23 protein-coding genes are annotated in these 24867 nt (G+C 63.4%); 12 read left to right on the top strand and 11 right to left on the bottom strand.

Going from position 1 to position 24867, the window contains the following annotated elements; genetic code table 11:
- Nucleotides 1-2: 2 nt before the first annotated feature.
- Nucleotides 3-725, bottom strand: a complete 723-nt coding sequence (locus tag AC1RNN_RS10015) for a 16S rRNA (uracil(1498)-N(3))-methyltransferase (RefSeq protein ID WP_493088649.1) — start codon at nucleotides 723-725, stop codon at nucleotides 3-5.
- 69 nt (nucleotides 726-794) lie between these two features.
- The gene (locus AC1RNN_RS10010; protein WP_493088647.1) at nucleotides 795-1934 is read right to left on the bottom strand and encodes an aminoglycoside phosphotransferase family protein; all 1140 of its coding nucleotides are present in this window, start codon (nucleotides 1932-1934) and stop codon (nucleotides 795-797) included.
- A gap of 167 nt (nucleotides 1935-2101) precedes the next feature.
- On the opposite strand from AC1RNN_RS10010, the gene AC1RNN_RS10005 reads away from it, so the two are divergent.
- The 3 genes from AC1RNN_RS10005 to rsmA are packed head-to-tail and all read left to right on the top strand — an operon-like array spanning nucleotide 2102 to nucleotide 6569.
- A complete protein-coding gene (locus AC1RNN_RS10005; RefSeq protein WP_493088646.1) occupies nucleotides 2102-4450 on the top strand; it encodes an LPS-assembly protein LptD in 2349 nt (782 codons plus the stop codon).
- Between the two features lie 5 nt (nucleotides 4451-4455).
- Nucleotides 4456-5763: a peptidylprolyl isomerase gene (locus AC1RNN_RS10000; RefSeq protein WP_493088645.1), complete on the top strand. Its 1308-nt coding sequence runs from the start codon at nucleotides 4456-4458 to the stop codon at nucleotides 5761-5763.
- On the top strand, nucleotides 5760-6569 hold the full coding sequence (gene rsmA, locus AC1RNN_RS09995; protein WP_493088643.1) for a 16S rRNA (adenine(1518)-N(6)/adenine(1519)-N(6))-dimethyltransferase RsmA: 810 nt from the start codon (nucleotides 5760-5762) through the stop codon (nucleotides 6567-6569). Before AC1RNN_RS10000 ends, rsmA begins: the two co-directional genes overlap by 4 nt.
- Here rsmA and AC1RNN_RS09990 read toward each other — a convergent pair.
- The 6 genes from AC1RNN_RS09990 to AC1RNN_RS09965 all read right to left on the bottom strand — a co-directional run bounded on the left by AC1RNN_RS09990 (nucleotide 6556) and on the right by AC1RNN_RS09965 (nucleotide 13585).
- On the bottom strand, nucleotides 6556-8649 hold the full coding sequence (locus tag AC1RNN_RS09990; protein WP_493088641.1) for a PAS domain-containing sensor histidine kinase: 2094 nt from the start codon (nucleotides 8647-8649) through the stop codon (nucleotides 6556-6558). The two genes, rsmA and AC1RNN_RS09990, sit on opposite strands and share 14 nt — an antisense overlap.
- A gap of 75 nt (nucleotides 8650-8724) precedes the next feature.
- Nucleotides 8725-8853, bottom strand: a complete 129-nt coding sequence (locus AC1RNN_RS09985; protein ID WP_493137390.1) for a hypothetical protein — start codon at nucleotides 8851-8853, stop codon at nucleotides 8725-8727.
- A gap of 71 nt (nucleotides 8854-8924) precedes the next feature.
- The gene (locus tag AC1RNN_RS09980; RefSeq protein WP_493088638.1) at nucleotides 8925-9326 is read right to left on the bottom strand and encodes a barstar family protein; all 402 of its coding nucleotides are present in this window, start codon (nucleotides 9324-9326) and stop codon (nucleotides 8925-8927) included.
- Nucleotides 9327-9360: 34 nt separating this feature from the next.
- A complete protein-coding gene (locus tag AC1RNN_RS09975) occupies nucleotides 9361-9708 on the bottom strand; it encodes a guanyl-specific ribonuclease (RefSeq protein WP_493088637.1) in 348 nt (115 codons plus the stop codon).
- 196 nt (nucleotides 9709-9904) lie between these two features.
- Entirely contained in the window at nucleotides 9905-12265 is a 2361-nt protein-coding gene (locus AC1RNN_RS09970) for an NADP-dependent malic enzyme (RefSeq protein ID WP_493088636.1), read from the bottom strand.
- Between the two features lie 138 nt (nucleotides 12266-12403).
- On the bottom strand, nucleotides 12404-13585 hold the full coding sequence (locus tag AC1RNN_RS09965; protein WP_493088635.1) for an NAD(P)/FAD-dependent oxidoreductase: 1182 nt from the start codon (nucleotides 13583-13585) through the stop codon (nucleotides 12404-12406).
- Nucleotides 13586-13685: 100 nt separating this feature from the next.
- On the opposite strand from AC1RNN_RS09965, the gene AC1RNN_RS09960 reads away from it, so the two are divergent.
- Nucleotides 13686-14891 (top strand): multidrug effflux MFS transporter, encoded by a 1206-nt coding sequence (locus AC1RNN_RS09960; RefSeq protein WP_493088633.1) that lies wholly within the window; start codon nucleotides 13686-13688, stop codon nucleotides 14889-14891.
- The gene (gene ypfH, locus AC1RNN_RS09955) at nucleotides 14884-15567 is read left to right on the top strand and encodes an esterase (RefSeq protein ID WP_493088631.1); all 684 of its coding nucleotides are present in this window, start codon (nucleotides 14884-14886) and stop codon (nucleotides 15565-15567) included. Before AC1RNN_RS09960 ends, ypfH begins: the two co-directional genes overlap by 8 nt.
- A 7-nt stretch (nucleotides 15568-15574) precedes the next feature.
- On the opposite strand, the gene AC1RNN_RS09950 is transcribed toward ypfH, so the two are convergent.
- Nucleotides 15575-15961 (bottom strand): hypothetical protein, encoded by a 387-nt coding sequence (locus AC1RNN_RS09950; RefSeq protein ID WP_493088629.1) that lies wholly within the window; start codon nucleotides 15959-15961, stop codon nucleotides 15575-15577.
- A 1-nt stretch (nucleotide 15962) separates the two neighbouring features.
- The gene (locus AC1RNN_RS09945; protein WP_493088626.1) at nucleotides 15963-17357 is read right to left on the bottom strand and encodes an aminopeptidase P N-terminal domain-containing protein; all 1395 of its coding nucleotides are present in this window, start codon (nucleotides 17355-17357) and stop codon (nucleotides 15963-15965) included.
- Between the two features lie 194 nt (nucleotides 17358-17551).
- Here AC1RNN_RS09945 and AC1RNN_RS09940 point away from each other — a divergent pair, with 194 nt between their 5' ends.
- Entirely contained in the window at nucleotides 17552-18013 is a 462-nt protein-coding gene (locus tag AC1RNN_RS09940; protein ID WP_493088624.1) for a hypothetical protein, read from the top strand.
- A gap of 20 nt (nucleotides 18014-18033) precedes the next feature.
- Here the strand turns inward: AC1RNN_RS09940 and AC1RNN_RS09935 are convergent, their stop codons facing one another.
- Entirely contained in the window at nucleotides 18034-18816 is a 783-nt protein-coding gene (locus AC1RNN_RS09935; RefSeq protein ID WP_493088623.1) for a nucleotidyltransferase family protein, read from the bottom strand.
- Between the two features lie 118 nt (nucleotides 18817-18934).
- Between AC1RNN_RS09935 and AC1RNN_RS09930 the strand changes: the two genes are divergently transcribed.
- The 6 genes from AC1RNN_RS09930 to AC1RNN_RS09905 all read left to right on the top strand — a co-directional run bounded on the left by AC1RNN_RS09930 (nucleotide 18935) and on the right by AC1RNN_RS09905 (nucleotide 24863).
- Nucleotides 18935-19141 carry a hypothetical protein gene (locus AC1RNN_RS09930; protein ID WP_493088621.1) on the top strand — a complete coding sequence of 69 codons (207 nt, stop codon included), beginning with the start codon at nucleotides 18935-18937 and terminating at the stop codon, nucleotides 19139-19141.
- Nucleotides 19142-19209: 68 nt separating this feature from the next.
- The gene (locus AC1RNN_RS09925) at nucleotides 19210-20244 is read left to right on the top strand and encodes an SPFH domain-containing protein (protein WP_493088619.1); all 1035 of its coding nucleotides are present in this window, start codon (nucleotides 19210-19212) and stop codon (nucleotides 20242-20244) included.
- Between the two features lie 102 nt (nucleotides 20245-20346).
- Entirely contained in the window at nucleotides 20347-21879 is a 1533-nt protein-coding gene (locus tag AC1RNN_RS09920) for a DUF4178 domain-containing protein (protein ID WP_493088618.1), read from the top strand.
- Between the two features lie 41 nt (nucleotides 21880-21920).
- Nucleotides 21921-22607 (top strand): hypothetical protein, encoded by a 687-nt coding sequence (locus AC1RNN_RS09915; protein WP_493088617.1) that lies wholly within the window; start codon nucleotides 21921-21923, stop codon nucleotides 22605-22607.
- A gap of 43 nt (nucleotides 22608-22650) precedes the next feature.
- On the top strand, nucleotides 22651-23700 hold the full coding sequence (locus AC1RNN_RS09910; RefSeq protein ID WP_493088615.1) for a hypothetical protein: 1050 nt from the start codon (nucleotides 22651-22653) through the stop codon (nucleotides 23698-23700).
- A 23-nt stretch (nucleotides 23701-23723) separates the two neighbouring features.
- Nucleotides 23724-24863: a transporter substrate-binding and LysM peptidoglycan-binding domain-containing protein gene (locus AC1RNN_RS09905; protein ID WP_493088613.1), complete on the top strand. Its 1140-nt coding sequence runs from the start codon at nucleotides 23724-23726 to the stop codon at nucleotides 24861-24863.
- The last annotated feature ends 4 nt before the right edge of the window (nucleotides 24864-24867 follow it).

Raw genomic sequence — 24867 nt, 5'->3', positions numbered from 1 at the left:
GCCTAGCTGGCTAGCACCAGTGTGGTCAGCGCGGCCAAGGCCGCCGTTTCGGCGCGCAGTACGCGTGGGCCCAGCGACACGGGCGCAAAGCCGTTGGCCAGCGCTGCATCTTCTTCCGTCAGTGACAGCCCGCCCTCGGGGCCGGACAGAAACAGTGCAGGCTGGCTGGTATCGGCCGGCGCATGCAGGCCGGTGCTGCCTTCGCGCAGCGACAGCAGCAGGCGCGGGCCGCTGGCAGGGGGCAAGGCCTTGAGCCAGGCTGCCAGGCCCTGCACCGGGTGCACGGTGGGTACCAGGTTGCCGCCACACTGCTCGCAGGCGGCCACGGCCACGCTCTGCCAGTGCGCCACCTTCTTCTCGGCACGCTCGCCGGAGAGGCGCAGCACGCTGCGTTCGGTCATCAGGGGCTGGATGCTGGCGACGCCCAGCTCGGTGGCCTTTTCCACCAGCCAGTCCATGCGCTCGTTGGCGGGCATGCCCACGGCCAGGTGCACGCGGCGCGCCGGCTCGCGGGCGGTGGCGTGCGCCTCGCCCACTGCGACCTGCACATCACTGCGGCCCATGCGGGTGACCCGGGCGTCGAACTCGCGCCCATCCTCGCCATTGAACAGGGTGATGCCATCGCCCGGCTGCAGGCGCAGCACCTTCACATGGCGGGCCGCCCCTGCGGGCAGCTCCAGCAGGTCGCCGGTCAGCAGCGGAACGGGACAGAAAAAGCGTGGCATGGACTGGGATTTGCTATGGTTTCAGGAGCTTCTTGCGCAATATCCATGCGGGCTGGGTGCCAAAAAAGCTTAACGCCCGATGACGAAAACGTCGGAGGCCTGGATGCCCTCGATCTGGTCCACCAGGCGCAGCAGAGGCTTGAGCTCGCGGTAGCGGTTGCAGGTGCTGCGGATGTAGTGGATGAAGCGCGGCGTGTCGGCCAGGTATTTCGGCTTGCCGTCGCGCAGGGTCAGGCGCGCAAAGATGCCGGCAATCTTGAGGTGGCGCTGCAGGCCCATCCACTCCACGGCGCGGTAGAACTCGCCAAAGTCATCGCCTACGGGCAGGCCGGCCTTGCGGGCCTTTTCCCAGTAGCGGATGGTCACGTCCAGGCAGAAGTCCTCGTCCCAGCTGGCAAAGGCGTCGCGCATCAGGCTGGCGATGTCGTAGGTGATGGGACCGTAGACCGCATCCTGAAAGTCCAGCACGCCCAAGGTGGTGGCGTCCAGCTTGGCCGGCAGGCCGTCTTGGGGCACCATCAGGTTGCGCGGCATGAAGTCGCGGTGCACATAGACGCTGGGCCAGGACAGGTTGTTCTGGATCAGCAGCGCAAACGTGTCGTCCAGTACCTTGCGCTGGGCGGCGTCCAGCGTCACCTGGCGATGCGCGCCCAGGTACCACTGGGGAAACAGCTCCAGTTCGCGCAGCAGCAGCGCGTGGTCGTAGGGAGGCAGCACGCCGGGCTTGGAGGCCAGTTGCCACTGCACCAGCGTGTCCACCGCGCCCAGGTAGAGCGACAGGGGAGGTGGGCTCAGGGCCTCGCCGGTCACGCTGTAGGCGGGCTTCAGGTCGCCGCGGGCGTCCATGAGCTGCATCATGGTCAGCGTGCCCAGGTCGCTCAGCAGCATGAAGCCCTGGGCCTGGTCCCAGTTCAGGATTTCGGGTGCGCGCAGGCCTGCCCCGCGCAGCAGGGCGGCAATGTCCACAAAGGGCTGGCAGTTTTCCTTGTCCGGGGGCGCGTCCATGATGACCAGCGTGCCGCGCGGGCCCTGAACCCGGAAGTAGCGGCGGAAGCTGGCGTCGGCCGAGGCCAGGCCCAGGGTGGACGAGTCCAGCGTATGCGCGGCCTGCACGCCGGCAAACCAGGAGGCAAAGTGGGCTTGGCGGGTGGTGTCCGCCCAGTGGATGGGGGCGGGAGATGCTGGGGGGGAGAGGGGGCTTGGGCTCATGGATAATCCATTCTACAAAGCCCCCCGGGTCTTAACCCCCTGGAGGCGCCTGCTGCGCCCACTCTTGCCGGGCTGTTTATTTGGACCGAATTGCCGACTCTGCGCTCCGCCCCATGCGTTTTCCCCCGCGCGGCCTGACTCCCAGGCCGCTTTCCTGCCCGCCTCCCTTGACCCGCCTGGTCGCCCTGGTGGCCTTGGCGTGCGCGCAGATGGCCGCGCAGGCCCAGACCCAGGTCGAGCCCGAGACGCTGCCAGCCGAGCCCGCCGCCCTGCGCCCCAGCAGCAAGCTGGACGAATCGCTGTCGCCCGCCCAGCGCACCGATGCGCCCATGTTCCTGCTGGGAGCGCGCATCACGGGCCGCCCGGATCTGGAAACCGTGGTCGAGGGCAATGCCGAGATGCGCAAGCCTGGCACCGTGATCAAGGCTGACCGGCTGGAGTACGACGCCTCCACCGACCGCGCCAAGGCCAGCGGCAATGTCCGCATCAACCGCGGCGGCAATGTGTTCGAGGGGCCGCTGCTGGAGCTGCAGGTGGAGAAGTTCGAGGGCTTCTTCATCGAGCCACGCTACCAGTTCCTGCAGGGCGATGCCCACGGGGAGGCCAGCCGCGCTGATTTCATCGATGCGCAGAAGACGGTCGTGAAGGACGCGACCTACACCACCTGCCGCCGCCAGCCCGGCCCGGGCTGGATGCCCGACTGGGTACTGCGGGCGGCCAACATCGAGTTCGATAGCGGCGAAGACGTGGGCATTGCCCATGGCGGCTACCTGAGCTTCAAGGACGTGCCTATCCTGCCCGTGCCGGCCATCAGTTTCCCGCTGAGCGACAAGCGCAAGTCCGGCATGCTGCCGCCCACCATCGGGCTGGACAACGTGAACGGCACCGAGCTCAGCGTGCCCTATTACTGGAACATTGCGCCCAACCGCGACGCCACCATCACGCCCACGCTGATGACCGCGCGCGGCGTGGACCTGGGCGGAGAGTTCCGCTACTTGGAGCCCAATTACTACGGCGTGTTGCGTGCCAATTACATGCCCAGCGACAAGCTGCGCAGCGCCGACCGCTGGGGCGCCTCGCTGAACCACACCGGCAAGTTCGACACCGATCCGCAGACCGTAGGCGATGTGAGCTACCTGCTCAACATCAACCGCGTGAGTGATGACAACTACTGGCGCGATTTCACGCGTGCCAGCGGTTCATTGACCCAGCGCCTGTTGCCCAGCAATGCCCAGGTGAGCTGGTCGCAAGGGCCTTACTCGGTCAGTGCCAGTGTGCTCAAGTGGCAGACGCTGCAGGACGCTACGGCGCCCATCGTGCCGCCGTATGACCGTGTGCCCCAGCTCGTGGCGCGCTATGCCCAGACCAATGACCATGGCTTTGACTGGTCGCTGGAGGGTGACTTCACCCAGTTCGAGGCGGACCGCACGCTGACGCTGCAGCCCAATGCCCAGCGCGTCTACGGCCTGGCCCAGGTCAGCTACCCCTGGCTGGGCTCGGCGGGCTTTCTGGTGCCCAAGCTGCAGCTGCACACGACGGCTTACCAGTTCGACGCCATGCTCTCCAACGGTGACCGCTCGGCCGACAGCACCGTGCCCACCTTCAGCCTGGACGCCGGCCTGGTGTTCGAGCGCGACACCAGCTACTGGGGCCGGTCCATGGTACAGACGCTGGAGCCGCGCGCCTTTTATGTGCGCACGCCCTACCGCAACCAGAGCCTGCTGCCCAATTACGACACCGGCGCGAACGACTTCAACTTCGCCACCATCTTCACCGAGAACACCTATGTCGGCCACGACAAGATTGCCGACAACAATCTGCTGACGCTGGGCCTGACTACCCGGTTCCTGGACGCCGACAGCGGCGCCCAGCTGGCGCGCTTCGGCATCGCGCAGCGCTACCGCTTTGAAGACCAGCGCGTGACCCTGACGCCCAGTACGGCGCCGGCGCTCGCCGGTTTCAGCGATGTGCTCCTGGGCGCGGGTGTCAACCTCAATGAGCGCTGGATGCTGGATTCCACCGTGCAGTACAACGCCCGCACGGACAAGTCGGTGCGCTCCACCATCGGCGCGCGCTACAGCCCCAGCAGCTACCGCGTGCTCAATGCCGCCTACCGCTTCCAGCGTGACGTGAGCGAACAGATCGATGTGAGTTGGCAGTGGCCGCTCAACGACCTCTGGGGCGACCGTGGCCAAGACCTGGGCGCCGGACGCGGCCAGGGCGAGGGCCGCTACTACGCCGTGGGTCGCATGAACTACAGCATGGACGAAAAGCGCCTGGTCGACACCATTGTGGGGGTCGAGTACGATGCGGGCTGCTGGCTGGCGCGGGTCGTGGTGGGCCGGGTGCAGACCAGCACCTCGTCGGCCACCCAGAGCATCAAGTTCGAACTCGAGTTCGTCGGCTTCACCCGGCTGGGCGTGAGCCCGCTGCAGACACTGAAATCCAATATCTCGCGCTATCAGAACCTGCGCGAGACCAGCGGCGCCAACAGCCGCTTCAGCAACTACGATTGAGAATCATGAAATTACGCCTGTGGGCTGCCGCCCTTGTCTGTGTGTATGGTCTGGCCCTGCCCCCGCTGCAGGCGCAGACCAGCCAGCCGCTGGACTATATCGTGGCGCTGGTCAACTCCGAGCCCATCACCTACCAGGAGCTGGAGCGCGAGACCAAGCGCGTCGCGCAGCAGATGGTCCAGCAAGGCCAGCCTTCGCCTGGTGCTACCGAACTGCGCCGCCTGGTGCTGGAACGCATGATTGGTGACCGTGCCCAGCTGCAACTGGCCCGCGAGACCGGTATCCGCATCGATGCGGCCGCCATTGACCGTGCCGAACAATCAGTGGCTGCGCAGAACGAGGTGGACGTGGCCGGCCTGCGCCAGCGGCTCGCGCAGGATGGCATCAGCGTGAGCACCTTCCGCGACGGCCTGCGTGACCAGCTCATGCTCAACCGCCTGCACGAGCGCGATGTGGAGTCCAGCATCCGCATTTCCGATGTGGATGTGGACCGCGCCATCCAGGCCCAGCAGGCCGCCAACACCGATCCGCTGACCTTCGACATCAACTTGGCGCAAATTCTGGTGGCGGTGCCCGAGAAGGCGACGGCCGAGCAGGCAGCTGGCCTGTATGTGCAGGCGCAAAAGCTGCTCGATCGCGTGCGTGCCGGTGAAGACTTCGAACGCCTGGTCAAGGAATACTCCGCCGCCGACCGTAACAACGGCGGCCAGCTGGGCCTGCGCCGTGCCGACCGCTACCCGCTGCTTTTCGTGGAGGCTACCAAGGCCCTGAAGGCCGGTGATGTGTCGGACATCGTGCGTTCCGGCGCAGGTTTCCACATCCTCAAGGTGGTGGAGAAGCGCGCCCCCACGCGCCTGGTGCAGACCGTCCAGCAAAGCCATGCCCGCCACATCCTGCTGCGGGCAAGCCCGCAGCTTCCGCAGGCCCAGGCTATTGCCAAGCTGGCCGAGGCGCGTCAGCGCATCGTCAGCGGCAAGGCCGATTTCGCCAGCGTGGCGCGCAGCCTCTCGCAAGACACTTCGGCCGAGCAGGGGGGTGACCTGGGCTGGGCCAACCCGGGCATGTTCGTGCCCGAGTTTGAAGAGGCCATGAATGCGCTCAAGGAAGGTGAGATCAGCCCACCCGTGGTGTCCCGCTTTGGTGTGCACCTGATCCAGTTGCTGGAGCACCGCCGTGTGGAGCTCAGCCCGCAGCAGGTGCGGGAGTCGATACGCAACCAGCTGCGCCGCAGCCGCTACGACGAGGCCTACCGCAACTGGGCCCAGGACGTGCGCGGCCGGGCCTACGTTGAAATGCGTGAAGTGCCGCAATGAGCGCCCCCCACATCGCGCGCAAACGTTTCGGGCAGCACTTTCTGTCCGACGGCGGCATCATCGATGCCATCGTGCGTGCCATCGACCCCAAACCGGGCGATCCCATGGTCGAAATCGGTCCAGGTCTGGCAGCGCTGACGCAGCCGCTGGTGGAGCGTTTAGGTCATCTCACGGTCATCGAACTGGACCGCGATCTGGCCAAGCGCCTGCGCAGCCATGGGCAGCTGACCGTGATTGAGTCCGACGTATTGAATGTGGACTTCAGCCGCATCGATACTGTGCAAGCAGCTAGCAAAACAATAGCAACCGAGACACCTGTCAGCCGTCCCAAGTTGCGCGTGGTTGGCAATTTGCCCTACAACATTTCCACGCCCATCCTGTTCCACCTGCTCGACCATGTAGACAGCATTGCCGACCAGCACTTCATGCTGCAGAAGGAAGTGATTGACCGCATGGTGGCCGCCCCGGACACCTCGGACTTCAGCCGCCTGAGTGTGATGCTGCAGTGGCGCTACGCGATGGAAGACGTGCTGTTTGTGCCGCCCGAAAGCTTTGACCCGCCACCGCGCGTGGACAGTGCTGTCGTACGCATGGTGCCGCTGGCCCAGCCGCCGCAGATCGACCAACCCCTGTTCGCCGAGCTGGTGCAGGTGGCCTTCAGCCAGCGCCGCAAACTGCTGCGCCACACGCTGGGCCGCTGGCTCGAAGAGCGCAAGTTTGCCGGCGACTTTGATGTGCAGCGCCGTGCCCAGGAAGTGCCCGTCGCCGACTATCTGGCGCTGGCCAGCCAGCTCAGCCCTCGCTGATTGGCAGCGCGCCCTCCAGGCGCTCTGGCGCGTGCAGCGGCAGCGTGATGCTGAAAGTCGCGCCAGCCCCGGGCCGACTCTGAACATCGATGCGTCCGCCCAGCACACTTTGTACCAAGTTATGCACGATGTGCAGCCCCAGCCCGGAGCCGCCCTGGCCCAGACGCGTGGTAAAAAAGGGCTCGAACACGCGGTGCAGGTTGTCGGGCGCAATGCCGCGGCCGCTGTCGCGGACTTCGATCACCACCTGCTTGCTGTCCTGCGCCCAGGCATGCACCTCGATCTTGCCTTCCTCACCCGGCTCAAAGCCATGGAACACGGCGTTGTTGATCAGATTGGTCAGCACCTGCCCCAGCGGGCCGGGGTAGCTGTCGAGTTCCAGGTCGGGTGCGATGTGCGTGCTCACCGCGCAATTGGTTTTGCGCAGTGCGGGGTTGAGCGTGACCAGGATTTCGCCAACCGCCGCGGCAAGGTCGAATTTGCGCCGCTGCGAGCTGGTCTGGTCCACCGCTACCTGCTTGAAGCTGGCCACCAGTGCGGCTGCCCGGCCCAGGTTGCGCACCAGGATTTCGGAAGCCAGCTGCATGTCGTCGACAAAGCCCTGCAGGTCTGATTTACGCAATCCCCCGCGCAGCAGGGACTGGAAGCCCTCGATGCGGTGTTCAAGTGTGCTGGCCACAGTCAGTCCGTTGCCGATTGGCGTGTTGAGCTCATGCGCCACGCCGGCCACCAGTGCGCCCAGAGCCGCCAGCTTTTCGCTTTGCACCAGCTGGTTCTGCGCGATCTGCAAGGTGTCCAGCGCTTGGGAGAGCTCGCCATTGGCGCCCTGCAGTTCTGCCGTGCGCTGGGCCACACGTGCCTCCAGCCGGACATTGAGCTCCTGAACACCTTCCTGCGCCAATTTGCGCTCGGTGATGTCGTAGTAGGTGAACAGCAACATGGTGCGGTTCATTTCATCGAACAGGCGGGTGGACAGCGAGATCCAGCGCAACTCGCCGTCGCGCCGGCGCATCTGAACTTCCACATCGCTGAAAGCCAGCCCTTCGGCAGTTTGGCGCAATAGCTCAGCGCGTTGGGCGGGGTCTACCCAGACATTCAGCGTGAGGCCAGATTTGCCCTGGTCTTCCACCGGATCAAAGCCAAAGGCATGAAACCAGGCCAGATTCCATTGCGTGGTCTGGAACTGGTTCTCGTTGCTGGTGTAGCACATGGGCAGGGGCGATTCGTCGAACAGCCGCACAAAGCGGGCCTCGCTTTCCTGCAGTGCGCGCGCTGCCCGGCGTGCTTCTGTCACATCGCGCAGCAGTGCAATGATGTAGCGCTCCCCCCGCGTCTCGAAGACGACCGCGTTGAGCAAGGCCTCGCGGACCTGGCCCCTGGCCTGCAGTGCCATGGGGAAGTCGTAGACTGCCCCATCCTGCTCCAGCAAGCGGATCAGGTCGGGGCGTTTCTCCGGCTCGGCCCAGATGTGCAGCTCGGTGGATGTCTTGCCCAGGGCTTGCGCACGCGGGATGCCGGTGATGTGCTCGAATGCGGCGTTCACCTCGATGTAATAACCGTCGCTCACGCGCGAGATGGACATGAAGTCCGGCGTGAGCTGGAATGCCGCGCGGAACTGCTCGTGCGCCGTGTTGTGCTCGGTCACGTCGCGCGCAATCCAGACGGCATGTGATTGCTCCTCGCCATCCAGTGCAATGAGCGCGCAATTAACCATGCACTCGCGCAATGCCCCGTCACGTCGGCGCAATGTCACCAGGTGATCGCGTACCGCGCCGGTGCGCAGCATCTCGGCCATGAGCAGGTCGCGCTGTGCAGGTTGGGCCCAGACCTGCAGGTCGAGCATGCGCTGTCCCAAGGCTTCGTCGCGCCGGTAACCGCTGATGGTCTCGAAGCCGGTGTTGGCTTCCACCACGACGCTGTCGCGAAGCCGTGTGATGACGATCCAGTCAGCACTGGTGTTGAAGACGCGCGCAAACTTGTCCTCTCCGTCCGAGAGGGCGCGCACGATGCGGCGCCTGAGCGCCTTGGGAAGAAGACCAGCCAGAATGCCCATGCCAACGAGTTTGGTTTTGTTTGGCACCAATGGTAGCGCCTCGCCCATAAAAAAAGCCTGCCGAAAGGCAGGCTCTGATAGATGGCAGAGTGCCGGCGCCGCTTATGCGGCGGCCAGCCAGTACCCCGCGTTGAAGGGACTGCTCATGCGCAAGGCCAGGGGAGAGACGTCCAGCAACTTGTCGGTGGGCATCTTCTCGCCGGTCTCTTCAGCCAACTCGATGTTCTCCACTTCGGTGGAGACAGCGATTTCGCTACTTGCCTCGTTCGCCCGTTCTGCTTGGCTGTTTTGTGCAGAACGGGCTACAGAAAAGAATAGAAGCACCTGAACGGTATCTTCCGGTCTCCCCAGTAGTCGGCAGTGTCACGGAAGATGTCGAGCAGTTGCTCGCGTGCTTCCTTGTCAAACTTGACGTTGGCAGGAATGTGCTCCAGCACGGCGATGAAACCAGGCTGCGGGCCCGACTTGTGCACCGGGTCGGTCATGCAGTCGTAGAGCGCATCAAAGTTCTTGCTGACGGTGGTCGGCAGCATGAACTGCTGGCCAATCATGTCCAGCACGTCCTGTTTGGTCTGGGCATTGGCCAGGTTGGCGTACAGGAAGTGGTGACCCAGGCCCCGCGCAGCCTCTTGCAGATCCGACACCCGGAAGGCGCGGATCGATTGCACGATGTTGGTTCTGACCGTTCGAAGTGGCGTATCCATCCCCGATTCTCTTTCTCAAAGTACAAAATTCATTTCAGGGCACGATCTTGCGAAAGCTCGCATAGTGATCGGCCGTGTAGTAACAGGCATCCGGCACCGTGGCTGGGCCACCGCACACAATCCGGCGTGCGCCGCGATCCTGGGATCCCGGGGTTTTGACGGTGTACTCGCGGTAGTAGCCACGGGTGTTCAGGGGCAGCAGGCGCTCCCGGTTGCCGAACACCACGCCATCTTTGGCGTAAGGGAAAGGGCCGCCTTGCCTGACCAACGCGTAAGTGGTTTGGGCTTGGGTCGGCAGACTCCCCAGTGTGACATCGGCAAGGGCTTGCTGGGGTCGTGTGTTCTTGGCAGAGAGAGGGCCGGCGACAAGTGCCGTAGCCAAAAACAAGCCAGTGAGTACTAACTTGATAACACCCTTGCGCACCCTGAATCCTTGAATGACTACTGCGGGTAAACCCGAAAAAGCAAGCGCGTAGTGTCGCGTATTCGGCCCAAAAAAGCAAGGCCTTGCTCAAGAAATGAGCAAGGCCAGCAGGGTCTTTAGTGACTAGAGTGGGTACTAACTATGAAAAGAATGCTTAGCGCGTGGCGTTTGCGTCGGCCACAGTCAAGGCAGTCATATTCACGATGCGGCGCACCGTGGTGCTGGCCGTCAGCACATGCACGGGCTTGGCGGCACCGAGCAGAACCGGCCCGATGGCGATGTTGCCACCCGCTGCGGTTTTGAGCAGGTTGTAGGCAATATTCGCTGCGTCGATATTGGGCAACACCAGCAGATTGGCGTCGCCGTGCAGGGTGCTGTTGGGCATCAGGGTCTTGCGTGCCGCGCTGTCCAGGGCCACATCGCCATGCATCTCGCCATCCACCTCCAGCCAGGGCGCCTGCTGCTGCAGCAGCTCTAGGGTGCGGCGCATCTTGATGGCACTGGGCTCGTTACTGCTGCCGAAGTTGGAGTGACTGAGCAGGGCGGCGCGGGGTTTGAGGCCAAAACGCAGCATTTCCTCGGCCGCCATGACGGTGATTTCGCAGAGCTCTTCGGCCGTGGGGTCGTAATTGACGTGGGTGTCGACCAGGAAGACCTGGCGTCCTGGCAGCATCAGGCCGTTCATGCAGGCGTAGATCTGCACATCCTGCGGGGTGCTGGGGCTGCCGCCGGGGCGCTTGCCGATGACCTGGTCGATGTAGTGCAGGTGCATGGCGGTAGTGCCCCAGGTGCCGCAGATCAGGCCGTCCACATCGCCTTTTTGCAGCAGCATGGCGCCGATCAGGGTAAGCCGGCGGCGCATTTCGATCTTGGCCACCGGCACGGTCACGCCCTTGCGCTCGGTCATGCGGTGGTAGGTCTGCCAGAAGTCGCGGTAGCGGTGGTCCTGTTCGACGTTCACCACGTTGTAGTCCACGCCTTCGCGCAGGCGCAGGCCGAATTTTTCGACGCGCTCGGCAATCACAGCCGGGCGGCCGATCAGCGTGGGCAGGGCCAGGCGTTCGTCGACCACGATCTGGGCGGCACGCAGCACGCGCTCGTCTTCGCCCTCGGCATAGGCCACGCGCTTGCGCAGCGCCTTTTTGGCGGCCGTGAAGATGGGCTTCATGGTGGTGCCGGAGGCGTAGACAAAGCTTTGCAGCTTCTCGCGGTAGGCGTCCATGTCCTGAATCGGGCGCAGTGCCACGCCGCAGTCGGCTGCAGCCTGGGCCACGGCCGGCGCGATTTTCATCATCAGGCGCGGGTCGAATGGCTTGGGAATCAGGTATTCGGGGCCGAATGCCAGTTGTTCGCCCAAGTAGGCGGCCGCCACCACTTCACTTTGCTCGGCCTGGGCCAGCTCGGCGATGGCGTGGACTGCAGCGATCTCCATTTCATCGGTGATGGTGGATGCACCCGCATCCAGCGCGCCACGGAAGATGTAGGGGAAGCATAGGACGTTGTTGACCTGGTTGGGGTAGTCGGTACGGCCAGTCGCCATGATGGCGTCATCACGCACCGCCTTGACTTCCTCGGGCAGGATTTCGGGCGTGGGGTTGGCCAGCGCGAAAATCAACGGCTTGGCGCCCATGGTCTGCACCATGTCGGCCTTGAGTACGCCGCCAGCCGAGAGGCCCAGGAAGATGTCTGCACCAGCGATCACATCGCGCAGGCTGCGCGCACTGGTCTTCTGAGCGAACTGGATCTTGTCCTCGTCCATAAGCTCGGTGCGGCCTTCATAGACCACGCCGGCCAGGTCGGTGACGAAGATGTTTTCGCGTGGCAAGCCCAGTTTGACGAGCAGATTCAGGCAGGCCAGCGCTGCAGCGCCTGCGCCGGAGGTGACCAGCTTGACCTGTTTGATGTCCTTGCCAACCACCTTGAGGCCGTTGAGCAGGCCGGCGGCCACCACGATCGCAGTCCCGTGCTGGTCATCGTGGAAGACCGGGATCTTCATGCGTTCGCGCAGCTTGCGTTCGACGTAGAAGCAGTCGGGCGCCTTGATGTCTTCGAGGTTGATGCCGCCGAAGGTGGGCTCCAGCGCTGCAATGATGTCGACCAGCTTGTCCAGGTCGTGCTTCTCGTCGATCTCGATGTCGAACACGTCAATGCCGGCGAACTTCTTGAACAGCACGCCCTTGCCTTCCATGACCGGCTTGGAGGCCAGCGGGCCGATGTCGCCCAGGCCCAGCACAGCAGTGCCGTTGGAGATCACGGCCACGAGGTTGCCGCGGCTGGTGTACTTGTAGGCGTTGTTGGGGTCCTTGACGATCTCTTCACAGGGTGCAGCCACGCCAGGCGAGTAGGCCAGGGCCAGATCGTGCTGGTTGCTCAGCTGCTTGGTCGGCGTGACGGCGATCTTGCCGGGTGTGGGGAACTCGTGATACTCCAGCGCAGCCTGGCGCAACTGGACTTTTTTCTCTGCGGAGTTCGAGACAGGGGGATGCGGCGTGAGGGGAGCGGATGGCTGGGTCATGAAAAGTCCTCTGCGGCAGAAAGGGCCTGCACGGTGGCAGGCCCCCCGGCGCGTTGATCGGCTCTGGATTGTAGACCTGGCTCTCTAGACGCAGGTTCCGTAGGCGGTCAACATTATGCGAATAAAGAATGGGGTTATTCAGGCTTGCGTGAGCTTGCTTTGTTCCATGCGGCGGGCTGCACCCTTGCCTGTGAGTACAAAGCCGCGCTGCAGACCATCGCTGCCCAGGAACTGCCACAGGCCCTCGCCTTCACCCAGTTGCCACGCACCGGCCTGAGCCGGATGGGGCGCTGCCACCACCATGGGCAGGGCCGGCGTCTTCACGCTCACTGGCATGAGCGGAAACACCAGCGGCGTGGGCGTGCCGGTCAGTGTGGCGGCCAAGGCGCGGGCTGCGTTCATGATGGGCATCACATAGGGCAGGGTCCGCTGGCCCGCCGAGGCGTACTGCGCGCAATCGCCCAGCGCATAGACATGGGGCGCCGAGGTTTGCAGCAGATCGTTGACCACGATCCCGCGCTCGCACTGCAGGCCGGCCTTCTGTGCCAGCGCGATGTCGGGACGCAGACCCACGGCGCTCAGCACTTGGTCGGCCTGTACCGTGCTGCCATCGGCCAGCTCGGCGGTGAAGCCGCCCTCTGCACGCTTGTCGACCCGGCCTACCGTGGTACCCAGGTGCCACTGCACCCCCTGGGCCTGCAGTGCCTCGCGCAGCTGTTCGCCTGCACCGGCCGGCACCAGAAGCGACAGCGGGCGCGCGGCCGGGTCCACGACATGCACGCGCACGCCGGCCTGCAGCAGGTCATTGGCAAATTCGCAACCAATCAGGCCTGCTCCGAGGATGAGCACGGTTTTATCAGTCGCCGACTCGCCGGGCTGAACGCCCAGTGCAGAGTGGAATGCCGTGAAGTCGTCCAGTGAGTTGATGGACCAGACCGCGTCAGCGCCGTTGCCCTCCAGGGGCAGGCGTGTCGGTTGGGCGCCAGTGGCAAGCACCAGCTGGCCATAAGCCAGCGTCTGTCCATTCACTGTGAGGGTTTGTGCTGCCGAGTCCAACGCCTGCACCGTTTGATGCGCCAGCAGCGTGACCTGCAGCGTCTGCGCCATCTGGGCCGCCGGCGTGCTCACCAGCTGGGCCGGGCTGCGTTTCTGGCCATAGGCGTTGGAGAGCGAGGGCTTGGCATAGAAATCGCCGCCATCGGCCGTGACCAGGGTAATCGGGGCCTCGGGGGCGAGTTTGCGGAACTCGCGCGCGGTGGTCCAGCCGGCCAGGCCGGCGCCGATGATGACAAGAGGGGTGGAATTCTGGGGGACGGTCATGGAATGGTGATCAGCAGGGGAATCGCGTATTAGAGCCCAAGCGCAGGCCAGTACCCCCTGGTCAGCATAGGTCAGGGGGGCACGGGTATTCTCCAGCCCCATGAAATCCTCCTTCTTTGGCACCGCTCTGGTGCTCGGCCTCCTGTCGGCCATCGGCCCGTTTGCCATCGACATGTACCTGCCCGCCCTGCCCTCCATCGGGCAAAGCCTGGGTGCGTCCATGGGCGCGGTGCAGGCCAGCCTCATGGCCTTCTTTATCGCGCTGGGCATCGGCCAGATCATTTACGGCCCGGTCTCCGACATGGTGGGCCGCAAGGCACCGCTGTACTTCGGCCTGGTGCTGTTCGCCGTGGCCAGCGTGGGCTGTGCGCTAGCCCCCGATATCCACACCCTGGTGGTGCTGCGCTTCATCCAGGGCCTGGGCGCCTGCGCCGGCATGGTGGTGCCGCGCGCCGTGGTGCGTGACCTGCACACTGGACACGACGCCGCGCGGCTTATGTCACTGCTGATGCTGGTGTTCAGCGTCTCGCCCATCCTGGCGCCGCTGGCCGGTAGCGTGCTGATTGAAACCATCGGTTGGCGCAGCGTGTTCTGGGCCGTCATGGTGGCGGCCGTGCTGGGCCTGATCCTGCTGGCGACCAGCCTGCCCGAGACGCGCCCTCCCGAGGAACGCGTCAACAGCAGCGTGGGGAGCGCCCTGGCAGCCTATGGTGTGCTGCTGCGTGACCGCCACTTCCTGGGTCTGGTCTTCATCGGCGCTTTCGGCATCTCCAGCTTCTTCGCCTATCTGGCCAATTCGTCCTTTGTGCTGATTGACCACTATGGCCTGAGCCCGCGCCAGTACAGCCTGGCGTTTGCAGCCAACGCTGCGTCCTTCATCGGCATCTCGCAGTTCACCGGCAAGCTCAGTGCGCGCTTTGGTCTGGTGCGGCTCGTCAAGTTTGCCGTGGTGGGCTACGCCATCATGATGACGCTGCTGCTGGCCATTAACCTGGCCGGCGTGGAAAGTCTGGAGGTGATGATCGTCATGCTGTTCATTGGCTACGGCTTTCTGGGTCTGGTGGTCCCGACCACGGCGGTGCTGGCGCTGGAAGAGCACGGCGAGATTGCCGGTACGGCTTCGGCCCTGATGGGTACCCTGCAATTCGTGACTGGTGCCGTCGTCATGGCCCTGAGCGGTGCGTTTGCCGACGGCACGGCTCGCCCGATGATTGCGGGCATTGCCGGTTCGGCTATCGTGGCGTTTGTCATGGCCCGCATCACCCTGCGTGGCCATGGGCACAGCAAGGAGGCACATCATGGCTGATATCGTTGTTCAACAACCCGCAGGCCCGGCCCAACAGCTCTTCCTGTTGCACCACGGCGTGGGTGCCACGCCCCAAGGCTTGGTACCACTGGGCCAGCGCCTGGCCGCCGTATTTCCCAACGCGCTCATCGTCGCCCTGCAGTCTCCATTTCCGTCCGACTTCGGTCAGGGCTACCAATGGTTCTCGGTGCAAGGCATCACCGAGGAAAGCCGTCCCGAACGTATCGCTGCCGTGATGCCCCAGTTCGTGCAATGCGTGCAGGACTGGCAGGCGCGCAGTGGCGTGGCGCCAGAGGCCACCGCGCTGATTGGCTTTTCGCAAGGTGCCATCATGGCGCTGGAAGCGAGCCAGGGCGAGACGTTTCTGGCAGGTCGCGTGGTGGCGCTCTCGGGCCGCTATGCGCAACTGCCGCGTGCGCCGCATGCGCACACCACCATCCACATGGTGCATGGCAAGAGCGATGCGATCATCCACTACGGCTACACCGTCAGCGGCGCCGAACACCTCATCAGCCTGGGGGCGGATGTGACGGCCGACGTGCTGCCCTTTGTGGGCCACGAGGTGAATGCGGAGGTGGTGGACACGGTACTGGAGCGCCTGCAAGGCCACCTGCCCAAGCGCCACTGGGAGGCGGTGCAGCGCGCCGCAGCCGAGGGCGAGCAGCAAGAAGACTGAGCGGTTTTTAGCGCGGCGCTTGGCGCAGGCTGCCGTCCAGAAACTCCGCGCCCCAGACCGGAGGGCCGTCACCGCGGGAGCGGCCGGGCGGCAACTCGCCGCTCATGAACACCTTGACGATGGCGGCCCGCACCTCCTGCGCATCCAGCAGTTCTTCATAGGAGCCATTGATGCGCAGGTACTCACCCGTGGGCGATATGGCGAGCAAGCCGTATTCCTGCCCCCAGCGCACCACGCCAATCACCACGTGCTGGTTCTTGGCGATCACAAATGCCTTGACCGCATTGCGCCGCAGCGAGACCGTCAAGGGGTCGCGCTCCAAGCGCAACGAGAGCGCTCCGCGCTGCGGGCGCTCCGTAACCTTGCCGGAAGGGCGTGCGGGGCTGGCGGCCATCTCAGTCGCGCATCAGCGCTTCAATGGCGTCGGGGTCCACCGGCACACCGCGGCTGATCAGCTCGCAGCCCGTGTCGGTGACGATAGCGTCATCCTCAATGCGGATGCCAATGTCGTGGAACTGCTCGGGCACGCCGGGCGCGGGGCGCACATAGATACCGGGTTCAATCGTCAGCACCATGCCGCTGCGCAGCACGCGCGCGGGGCGGTTGATGATCTCTGCACCGGTCAGCGCGTCTTTGCGCACGCTGCCCTGGCCCAGCTCGCTAGGCTCGGTGTAGCTGCCGCAGTCGTGCACATCCATGCCCAGCCAGTGGCCGGTGCGGTGCATGTAAAACTGGAAGTAGGCACGGCTCTCGATCACATCGTCCAGGCTGCCAACTTTGTTTTTATCCAGCAAGCCCAAGTCCAGCATGCCCTGCGCCAGCACCTTGACGGTGGCGTCGTGCGGGTCGGTAAAGCGGGCGCCTGCCTTGGTGGCGTCCACCGCCGCAATCTGCGAGGCCAGAACCAGGTCATAGAGCGCGCGCTGCGGGCCGCTGAACTTGCCGTTGGCCGGGAAGGTGCGCGTGATATCGCTGGCGTAGCCATCCAGCTCGCAGCCCGCGTCAATCAGCACCAGCTCGCCATTGCGCACCTGGCCAGCATCGGCGCGGTAGTGCAGCACACAGGCATTGGCGCCGGCGGCGACGATGGAACCATAGGCCGGGTACTGCGAGCCCTGTTGGCGGAACTCGTGCAGCAGCTCGGCGTCCAGGTGGTACTCCCGCACGTCCTGGCCGGCGCGCAGCATGCGGGCCGAGCGCTGCATGGCGCGAATATGGGCCTGCGCGCTGATCTGCGCGGCGCGGCGCATGGTGTCCTGTTCGTAAGCGTCCTTGATCAGGCGCATCTCGTCCAGCGGGCCGCAGAGGTCGCATGTTTGCTCGGGTGTCAGCGTGCCGTAGCGCACGCGGGCGCGCAGGCCGCTGAGCCAGCCGTCCACGCGGGTTTCCAGCCCCTTGTGGGTGGCAAAGGGGTACCAGACGGCATCGGCCCCGTCCAGCAGGGCGGGCATGCGCTGGTCCAGCTCGTCCACTGAATAGGCGGCGTCCACGCCCAGTGCGGCGGGTGCAGCCTCGGGCCCCAGGCGGAAGCCATCCCAGATTTCACGTTCCAGATCCTTGGGTTGGCAAAACAGCGTGGTCTTTCCATCGCCGGTGATGACCAGCCAGGCCTTGGGCTCGGCAAAACCGCTCAGGTAATGGAAGTAGCTGTCAAAGCGGAACAGGAAGTCGGAATCGCGGTTGCGCTGCTGTTCGGGGGCCGTGGGCAGCACGGCTACACCGTGCTTGCCAATACGGGTTGCCAGCGCCGCGCGGCGCGCGGCGTAGTTGGCGGTAAGGGCTTGGGTCATGGGGCGCCAGTGTAAAGCCCCGTCCGCCGCCTTGTCATCCGGCCCGGGCTTGCCACCGCAGACCTGGGGGCAAAGTACCGCTTGCCGATACCGGTGGTGGCGGGGGCCGCACTTGTGCAGGAATGGGCCGTATCGGGGCACCAGGCCCTTCGACACTGCGCCCACAGGCATGTGCCTGTGCCATCTGGAGTGTTATGCGAGTTTCTTCCCTTCGGGCTGCCGTGTCGCGCAGCGTGGTGTCTTTGGTTGTGCTGGGCAGTGCGGTGGTCCTGACCGGCTGCTATGTGGTGCCGCTGAACCAGGCGCCGGGCTATGCGCCCGTCACCGTGCCGGCCGTGGCCGCCCCGCCGGCGCCACTGACCTTTGCGGCACGGCTGTATCCGGCCAATGACCTGGCCCGGGGCTACGGTATGGTGAGCGCCATCGTGACCAATGACCTGAACGGACGCGGCACCTTTAATACCTCCATCGACGGGGAGAGCTTTTCCGGAGAAGCCACGCGCAGCAGCAGCTCCGCACGTGATGGCATTGCCAACGGTGCGGGCAACCGCGGCAGCTACCTGCAATGCACCTACAAGATGAACAGCCCCACCCTGGGCACCGGAACCTGCCGCCTGTCCAACGGCGCCTTGTTCACCATGCACGTGGGCAATTAGTGCCGCAGGGTGCCGGGCAATCAGGCGTTGAGTTCGGCCAGCCGCTGGGGTGTGCCCACGTCGGTCCAGCGTCCGGTGTACAGCTCGGCGCTGATCTGCCCTTGGGCCATGGCCTTGCGCAGCAGGGGCGCCAGCGGGGCTTTCACGCCCAGCGGGTTGCCAAGGGGGATGTCACACCAGGGCGGCGCAAATAGCGCATGGCGGAACAGCGCAAAGGTGCTGTAGGTGTAACGCGGCGCCGTTCTGTCGGCCGGCGGGTCGGTGCACAGGCCCACGCCCTGGGCGTCCACCTGCTCCAGCCCGAAGTCGCCTCGGGGGTGGTGCGCCGGGTTGGGCACCAGCCACAGGTGGGCCAGCTTGCCGGTGGCGGCAAAGCGGTCCACTGCGGCCTGGGTGAACACAAAGTCGGGGGCGTAGACGTCGCCCGCCATGGACCAGAACACGGGTGCGAGCTGTGGCAGCGCACGCGCAATGCCGCCCGCCGTCTCCAGCGCACCGCCAAAGTCGCGCCCTTCGTGCGAGTAGTACAGGGCAATTTGCTCTGCTTTTGATAGCTGCTCGCGCACATTCGACGAGGGCTGAAGGTCTAAAGCTGTCCCAAACCGGGTTTCGATCTGCTCGCCCAACCAGGCAGTGTTCACCACGGCCTGGGCAAAGCCGCCGTGGGCCAGCGCCTCCAGGTGGTACTGCAGCAGCGGCTTGCCCTGCACTTCCAGCAGGGGTTTGGGGCAGGTGTCGGTCAGCGGGCGCATGCGCTCGCCGCGGCCGGCGGCCAGTACGATGGCGGGGGAGGGGAAAGACATGGGCGCCGAGCATAGCCCAGGCCGCGCCGGCTGTGGTACAACCCGCCCCATACAAAACAAGGTGGGCCCGGCGGATGGATGACGCATCCCGGGCACCGTACACCCGCAGGGAGGGCGCATGGGCGAACAACGTATCCAGGTCGTGGTCGGGCTGATCATCGTCGCGATCGGCATCCACACCTTCATCAAGCGCGAAGCGCGCTTTCGCTGGTGGTCGCGTGACGACGACGACAGCGGTCCCGAGTCCGAGTACACCGGCTTCATGGCCCAGCTCATTGGCGCGGGCCAGGTGGTCATCGGCCTACTCACCATCCACTACGCCTGATTCCCGGGCTTGGGTCTGCCACAGCAGACCGCTATCATCTTCACCACCTTCACGCACAGGAGCGCACCATGGGACTGATGGACTTCATCAAGAAACAGTTTATTGACGTCATTCAATGGACTGAAGAGGACGACAGCACGCTGGCCTGGCGCTTCCCCATGGCGGGCATGGAAATCCAGAACGGCGGCACGCTGATCGTGCGCGAGTCGCAGCTGGCGGTGTTCGTCAACGAAGGCAAGGTGGCCGACGTGTTTGGCCCCGGCACCCACAAGCTCACCACGCAGACCCTGCCGGTGCTGACCTACCTGAAGAACTGGGACAAGCTGTTTGAGTCCCCTTTCAAGAGCGATGTGTACTTCTTCAGCACGCGCCAGCAGATCGACCAGAAGTGGGGCACGCCCCAGCCCATCACCATCCGCGACGCGGACTTTGGCGCGGTGCGCCTGCGCGCCTTCGGCAACTACAACTTCCGCATTGCCGACCCCAAGCTCTTCCACACCGAGATCTCGGGCACCCGCGAGAGTTACACCACGGCTGATATCGACGGCCAACTGCGCGGCCTGGTGCTGCAGAACATCAGCAACGCGGTGGCCAGCAGCGGCATCGCCTTTCTGGACCTGGCGGCCAACCAGCTGAGTTTTGCGCAGGCGCTAACGCGCCAGCTCGCGCCCGAGTTCGAGAAGATTGGCTTGAAGCTGGAAGGCATGACGGTGCAGAACGTCTCGCTGCCCGAAGAGCTGCAAAAGATCCTGGACCAGAAAATCGGCATGGGCATGGTCGGCAACGACATGGGCAAATTCATGCAGTACCAGACTGCACAGGCCATCCCCAAGTTTGCCGAGGGCGCGGGCTCCGGCGGCGGTGTGGCGGGCGATGCAATGGGCCTGGGCGCGGGCGTGGCGCTGGGCCAGGTGTTGGCGCAAAACCTCGCCAGCGGCCTGCAGGGTCAGGCCGCGCCGGCGGCAGTGGCCGCTGCCGCAGGCGTGAAGCCTGAGGACGTGATGGCCACGCTGGAGAAGCTGGGCGAACTCAAGTCCAAGGGCATCCTGACGCAGGAAGAGTTCGATGCCAAGAAGGCGGAACTGTTGAAGAAGCTGGTGTAGTCGTCGACGGGGCGGGCGGAGCGGCAGAGGGTTCTGCTGCGTGTCCCCCGCCCTTCGGGCTCCTCCTTTACCTTCGCATAACCCTCTACCGTCCCACCTTCCTTGGCTAACGCGACCCAACGCGCCTACCAGGCCCCGTGCCCGGGCTGCGGTGCGCCTGTCAACTTCCTCAGTGCGCAGAGCACGCATGCCATCTGCGGCTACTGCCTGAGCATGGTGGTGCGCAATGGCGAGGTGCTCTCGCGCATCGGCAAGATGGCCGAGCTGTTCGACGATCACAGCCTGCTGCAGCTGGGCGCCAGCGGCAGCTGGAAGGGCCAGTCTTTCACGCTGCTGGGCCGTCTGCAATACAAGTATGGCGAGGGCACCTGGACCGAATGGCATGCGCTGTTGGCCGATGGCAGCAGCGCCTTCCTGAGCGAAGACAACGGCGCCTACGTTTTCACCACGACGCAACCGGTGCAGCGCGACATGCCCCCGGCCGAGCGCTTTCGGGTGGGGGGCACCACCGCCATCAACGGCAAGACTTTCGCCGTAGCCTCCAACCAGCAGGTCGCCCTCATTGCCGCGCAAGGCGAGTTGCCGCGTTTGCCGGAACTGGGCCAGAGCTTTGCGATGGTGGAGCTGCGCAGTCAGGCGGCCGATGCCAAGAGCACGGGCGAAGTGCTCAGCGTGGACTACAGCACCCAGCCGCCCGGCGTGAGTCTGGGCCGTGCGGTGCTGCTGGACGACTTGCAGCTCACAGGCCTCAAGGACACATCGGCCAAGGAAGAAAAGGGCCGGCAGTTCAGCTGCCCCAACTGTGGTGCCACGCTGGAGGCGCTGCTGCTCACCACCAAGAGCATGAGCTGCAAGTCCTGCAACAGCCTCATCGACCTGTCGCAGGGCATTGGCGGTGAGCTGAAGCACGCGGTGCAGGATGAACCGATCCAGCCGCTCATTCCGCTGGGCACCACGGGCACCTTGCAGGGCGCGCAGTGGCAGGTGGTGGGCTTCCAGCACCGCATGGGCACCGAGCCTTCAGACCCCGATGAACACTTTGGCTGGGAAGAGTACCTGCTCTACAACGCCAAGCGCGGCTTCATCTTTCTGGTGGACTCCTCCGAAGGCTGGAGCGTGGTGCGGCCTGCGACGGGATCGCCCAAACTCAGTGGCAATGAATTGAATGCGACCTATCTGGGCACCAACTACCAGCTCAAGGAACGCTACACGGCCACCACCAACTATGTGGTGGGCGAGTTTTACTGGCAGGTGCAACGCGACCAGAAGACCGAAAATCGCGACTACCGCAGCGGCAAGAACGTGCTCTCGGCCGAGCAATCGGCCCAGGAGCTGACCTGGTCCGTGGGCAGCGATATTGACAGCAACACCATTGCGCAGGCGTTCAAGCTGCAGGAGAAGAAGGAGCTGCTCACCCGTACCGATGTGGGGCCGCTGTCAGGCTCCCTTGGCGCCAGCAGCAACCCCTTCATGAACCAGAATTTCTGGTGGTTTGTTGTGATCGTGTTGGTGTTCTTTGCCATGTCGCGCTGCTCGTCTGACTGCGACCCGAACGTGGAGAACTGCACCAGCAGCAGCTACCGCTCTTCGGGCGGCTCCTACGGCGGCTTCTCGTCGGGTGGCGGGCACAAGTGAAGCGTTTCTACATTTCTTAACTTTACGAACTGAGGGGCAGCATGTCAGAGAACGAAAACTCCAAGGATGACGGCAACGGCTTGTTGGCAAAGCTCAAAAATGTGTTGTTTGAACCAGAGGTGGCCACCGACAAGCCCGTGGCGGCGCCTGCGCCGGCATCGTCACCTAATGAGGGGTTGAGCAAACCGGTAGTGCCGGCGGCAAACAACCCGATGGCAGACCGCATGATGGCCGTCGTGATGGACCGGACCACGGCGTATACGGCATTGATGGAGGCGATCGTTCCGCTGGAAAGTTACATTCCGGATGAGGGGTCGCGCTACAAGGCGGCTTTCGGGATCGTGGGCAAGACCCGTAGCTTGGAGCAAATCATTCAATCCATCGATATGCAGCACTTGCCCGCGTTGGACGCAGAAACCCAGCGTTTTCAGGCACAGGCTTCGACGCAGCAGGACCAGCAAGTGAACGCCCGTGGGCGGGAGATGGAGACCTTGCGCAAGATCATTGCCGACACGGAGCAAGAGCAGAAGCAGATGGAGCGCCGGCTGGAGCAACTCCGACAGGATGCGGCCAATGCGTTGGCCAAAATTGGCGAAATCGAGAAAGAAATGGCGCAAAAAAAGCGGGACATTGCATTGGTGAACCAGCAATTTGAAGACGCTTTGGGGCTGGTAAAGGGCCGGATGCAAGAAGCCCGAGCCAAAGTCCTGAAATACTTAGGAAGTTGAGCGATGCGGTTCTCACCACTTTTGATTGCATGAAAGACCCACAATGAACGATCTCATTCCGCAGAACTTCAAGCCCAAAAGCTTTTGGGAGCGCCCCGAAGGGGTTACCGGGCAAATAGTCGGTGTGGCCATGGTGGCCGGTGCCGGATACCTGCTGTACAAGGCCTTGCCTTACATCATCACCTTGCTGGAGAACACGATCTACGCCACGCTGCTGGGCGTGGCCGCAGTGGTGCTCGGCTTCGTGATCAGCGACAAGCGCTTTTGGCGCCTGGGCAAGTACATGTACATGAGCTTGATGCGCAAGATCACACAGATCTTCGTGGAGATCGACCCCATTGGCATCATGAAAAACTATGTGGAAGAGCTGGAGGGCAAGCTCGCCAACATGAACACACGCATTGCTAAGTTGTCAGGAATGATCCGTCAATGCAAGGAAGAGATCAGCAGCAACAACAAATCGCGTGACGGCTCCATGCGCCTCATGAGCGAGGCCAAGAAGCAAAACAAGACCATGGATTTGGCCTTGGCCTCCCGCGAAGTGGGGCGCATGAATGAAGTCAATCTGACCTACCAGGATTTGCTGGCCAAGCTGGAACTGCTGTACCGGGTGTTGACCAAATACCAGGAGGTCTCCAGTTTCCTCATCAAGGACATGAAAAGCGAGATCAAGGTGAAGGAGCGCAAGAAGGAGATGATGGACAACGCGTATTCCGCCATCAAATCTGCGCAAGCCATCATCAATGGCGACCCCGATACCCGGGCCATGTTTGACATGGCCAATGAATACCTGGCGGCAGACTACGCCATGAAGATTGGCGAGATCGAAGACTTTGCCCGTATGTCCGACAGCTTCATGCGTTCGGTGGACCTGAACAACGGCATCTACGAGGCTGATGCGATGCAAATGCTGGCGGAGTGGGAAAAGAATGCAGAGTCGTTGGTGTTGGGTGACACCAAGCGCCTCTTGATTGAAAACAACGCATCGGATGCATTGCCAAGCACTCTGACCCAAACACTTCGCCAAGGTGTTCAAACAGGCCCTTCGACTGAAGGCATAGATTGGTTCAAATCCCAATCTGGCAACAAATAATCCAACGTGTTCTGAGACTATCTATGGCTTTAAAACCTTTTCCCCGCCTTGTTCTTATTGCCGCCGCCGTGGGCGGTGCGATGTACGGCTTTATCAGGTTCAACGAATCGCGCAAGCAGGAGGGCAACACTGCCCCCGCACCGGTAGCGGAGAGCGTACCGGTAGCGCCTGCCAAGCCTGCAGCTCAGACCCAACCCGTCGCCAATACCGCGAGCGATACGTACAGCGCCATTGTTGACAAAGGCGTGGTTCGTGCCAGTGTGCAGTCTCCTTCGCCACCGTTCTATTACGTGGAGAATGGCCGCCCGCAGGGCTTCAACTACGAGTTTTTGAAGGTCTTGTTCGCACAGTCGGAATTTGTACAAAAACACAAGCAAATTACGGTGGATACGGACCATGTGGTGGACACCTACCCCGCGGTCCCGGAGGCATTGCTGAAGACCGATAACCGCGGCAAGTCCACGGTCGATATCGCGATTGATGGCCTAACATTTTCGGATGAAGATTTGCCCGGGGTGGTGTATTCGATCCCCTATGTGGATGACTTCGGTTATGCGTTGATCACGCCCAAATCCTCTTCCATCAAGAGCATTTCGGACGTGAACGGTCTAACCATTGGGATTTTGCAGGGTGACCCGGATGTGAAAGCCTATGCGGCCCAACAGTTTCCCAAGGCCCGTTTGGTGGAACTCAGCGATGCCTCCATCAATGGCCAGCGCACCTGGATCCAGCACTTCATCAAAGGTGGCAAGGTAGATGGCATCATTTATGACTACCCGTTTGCGGTTGCCGAAATTCGGGGTACCGATCTCCAGTTCGCTGTTTCCAAGCTCCCTGGCTCCGATCTCAAGTACAAGATTGGCGTGCGCAAGAGCGACGCCCAGTTGTTGGAAAACCTGAATGTGGCAATTCGCAAAGTCAAGGCCAGTCCGGAGTATTTGGACCTTATCAAGAAGTACTTCATGAGTGCCAATTTGGCGCAGGTCAAAGGCGCAGATCGCAACGAAATCGTCTATGTGGTAAAGGTGGGTGATACCCTGTCCAAGATTGCAGCAGCGCAGCTAGGGAACAGCCAGCGATACACAGAGATCGAGGCACGCAACAACCTGCCCAATCCCAACTTAATCCAGGTCGGACAAAAACTGGTGGTGCCCAAGGGCTGATGTT

The sequence above is a fragment of the Rhodoferax sp. GW822-FHT02D07 genome, from assembly GCF_058802405.1.
This window is presented reverse-complemented; position numbering and strand designations above follow the sequence as displayed.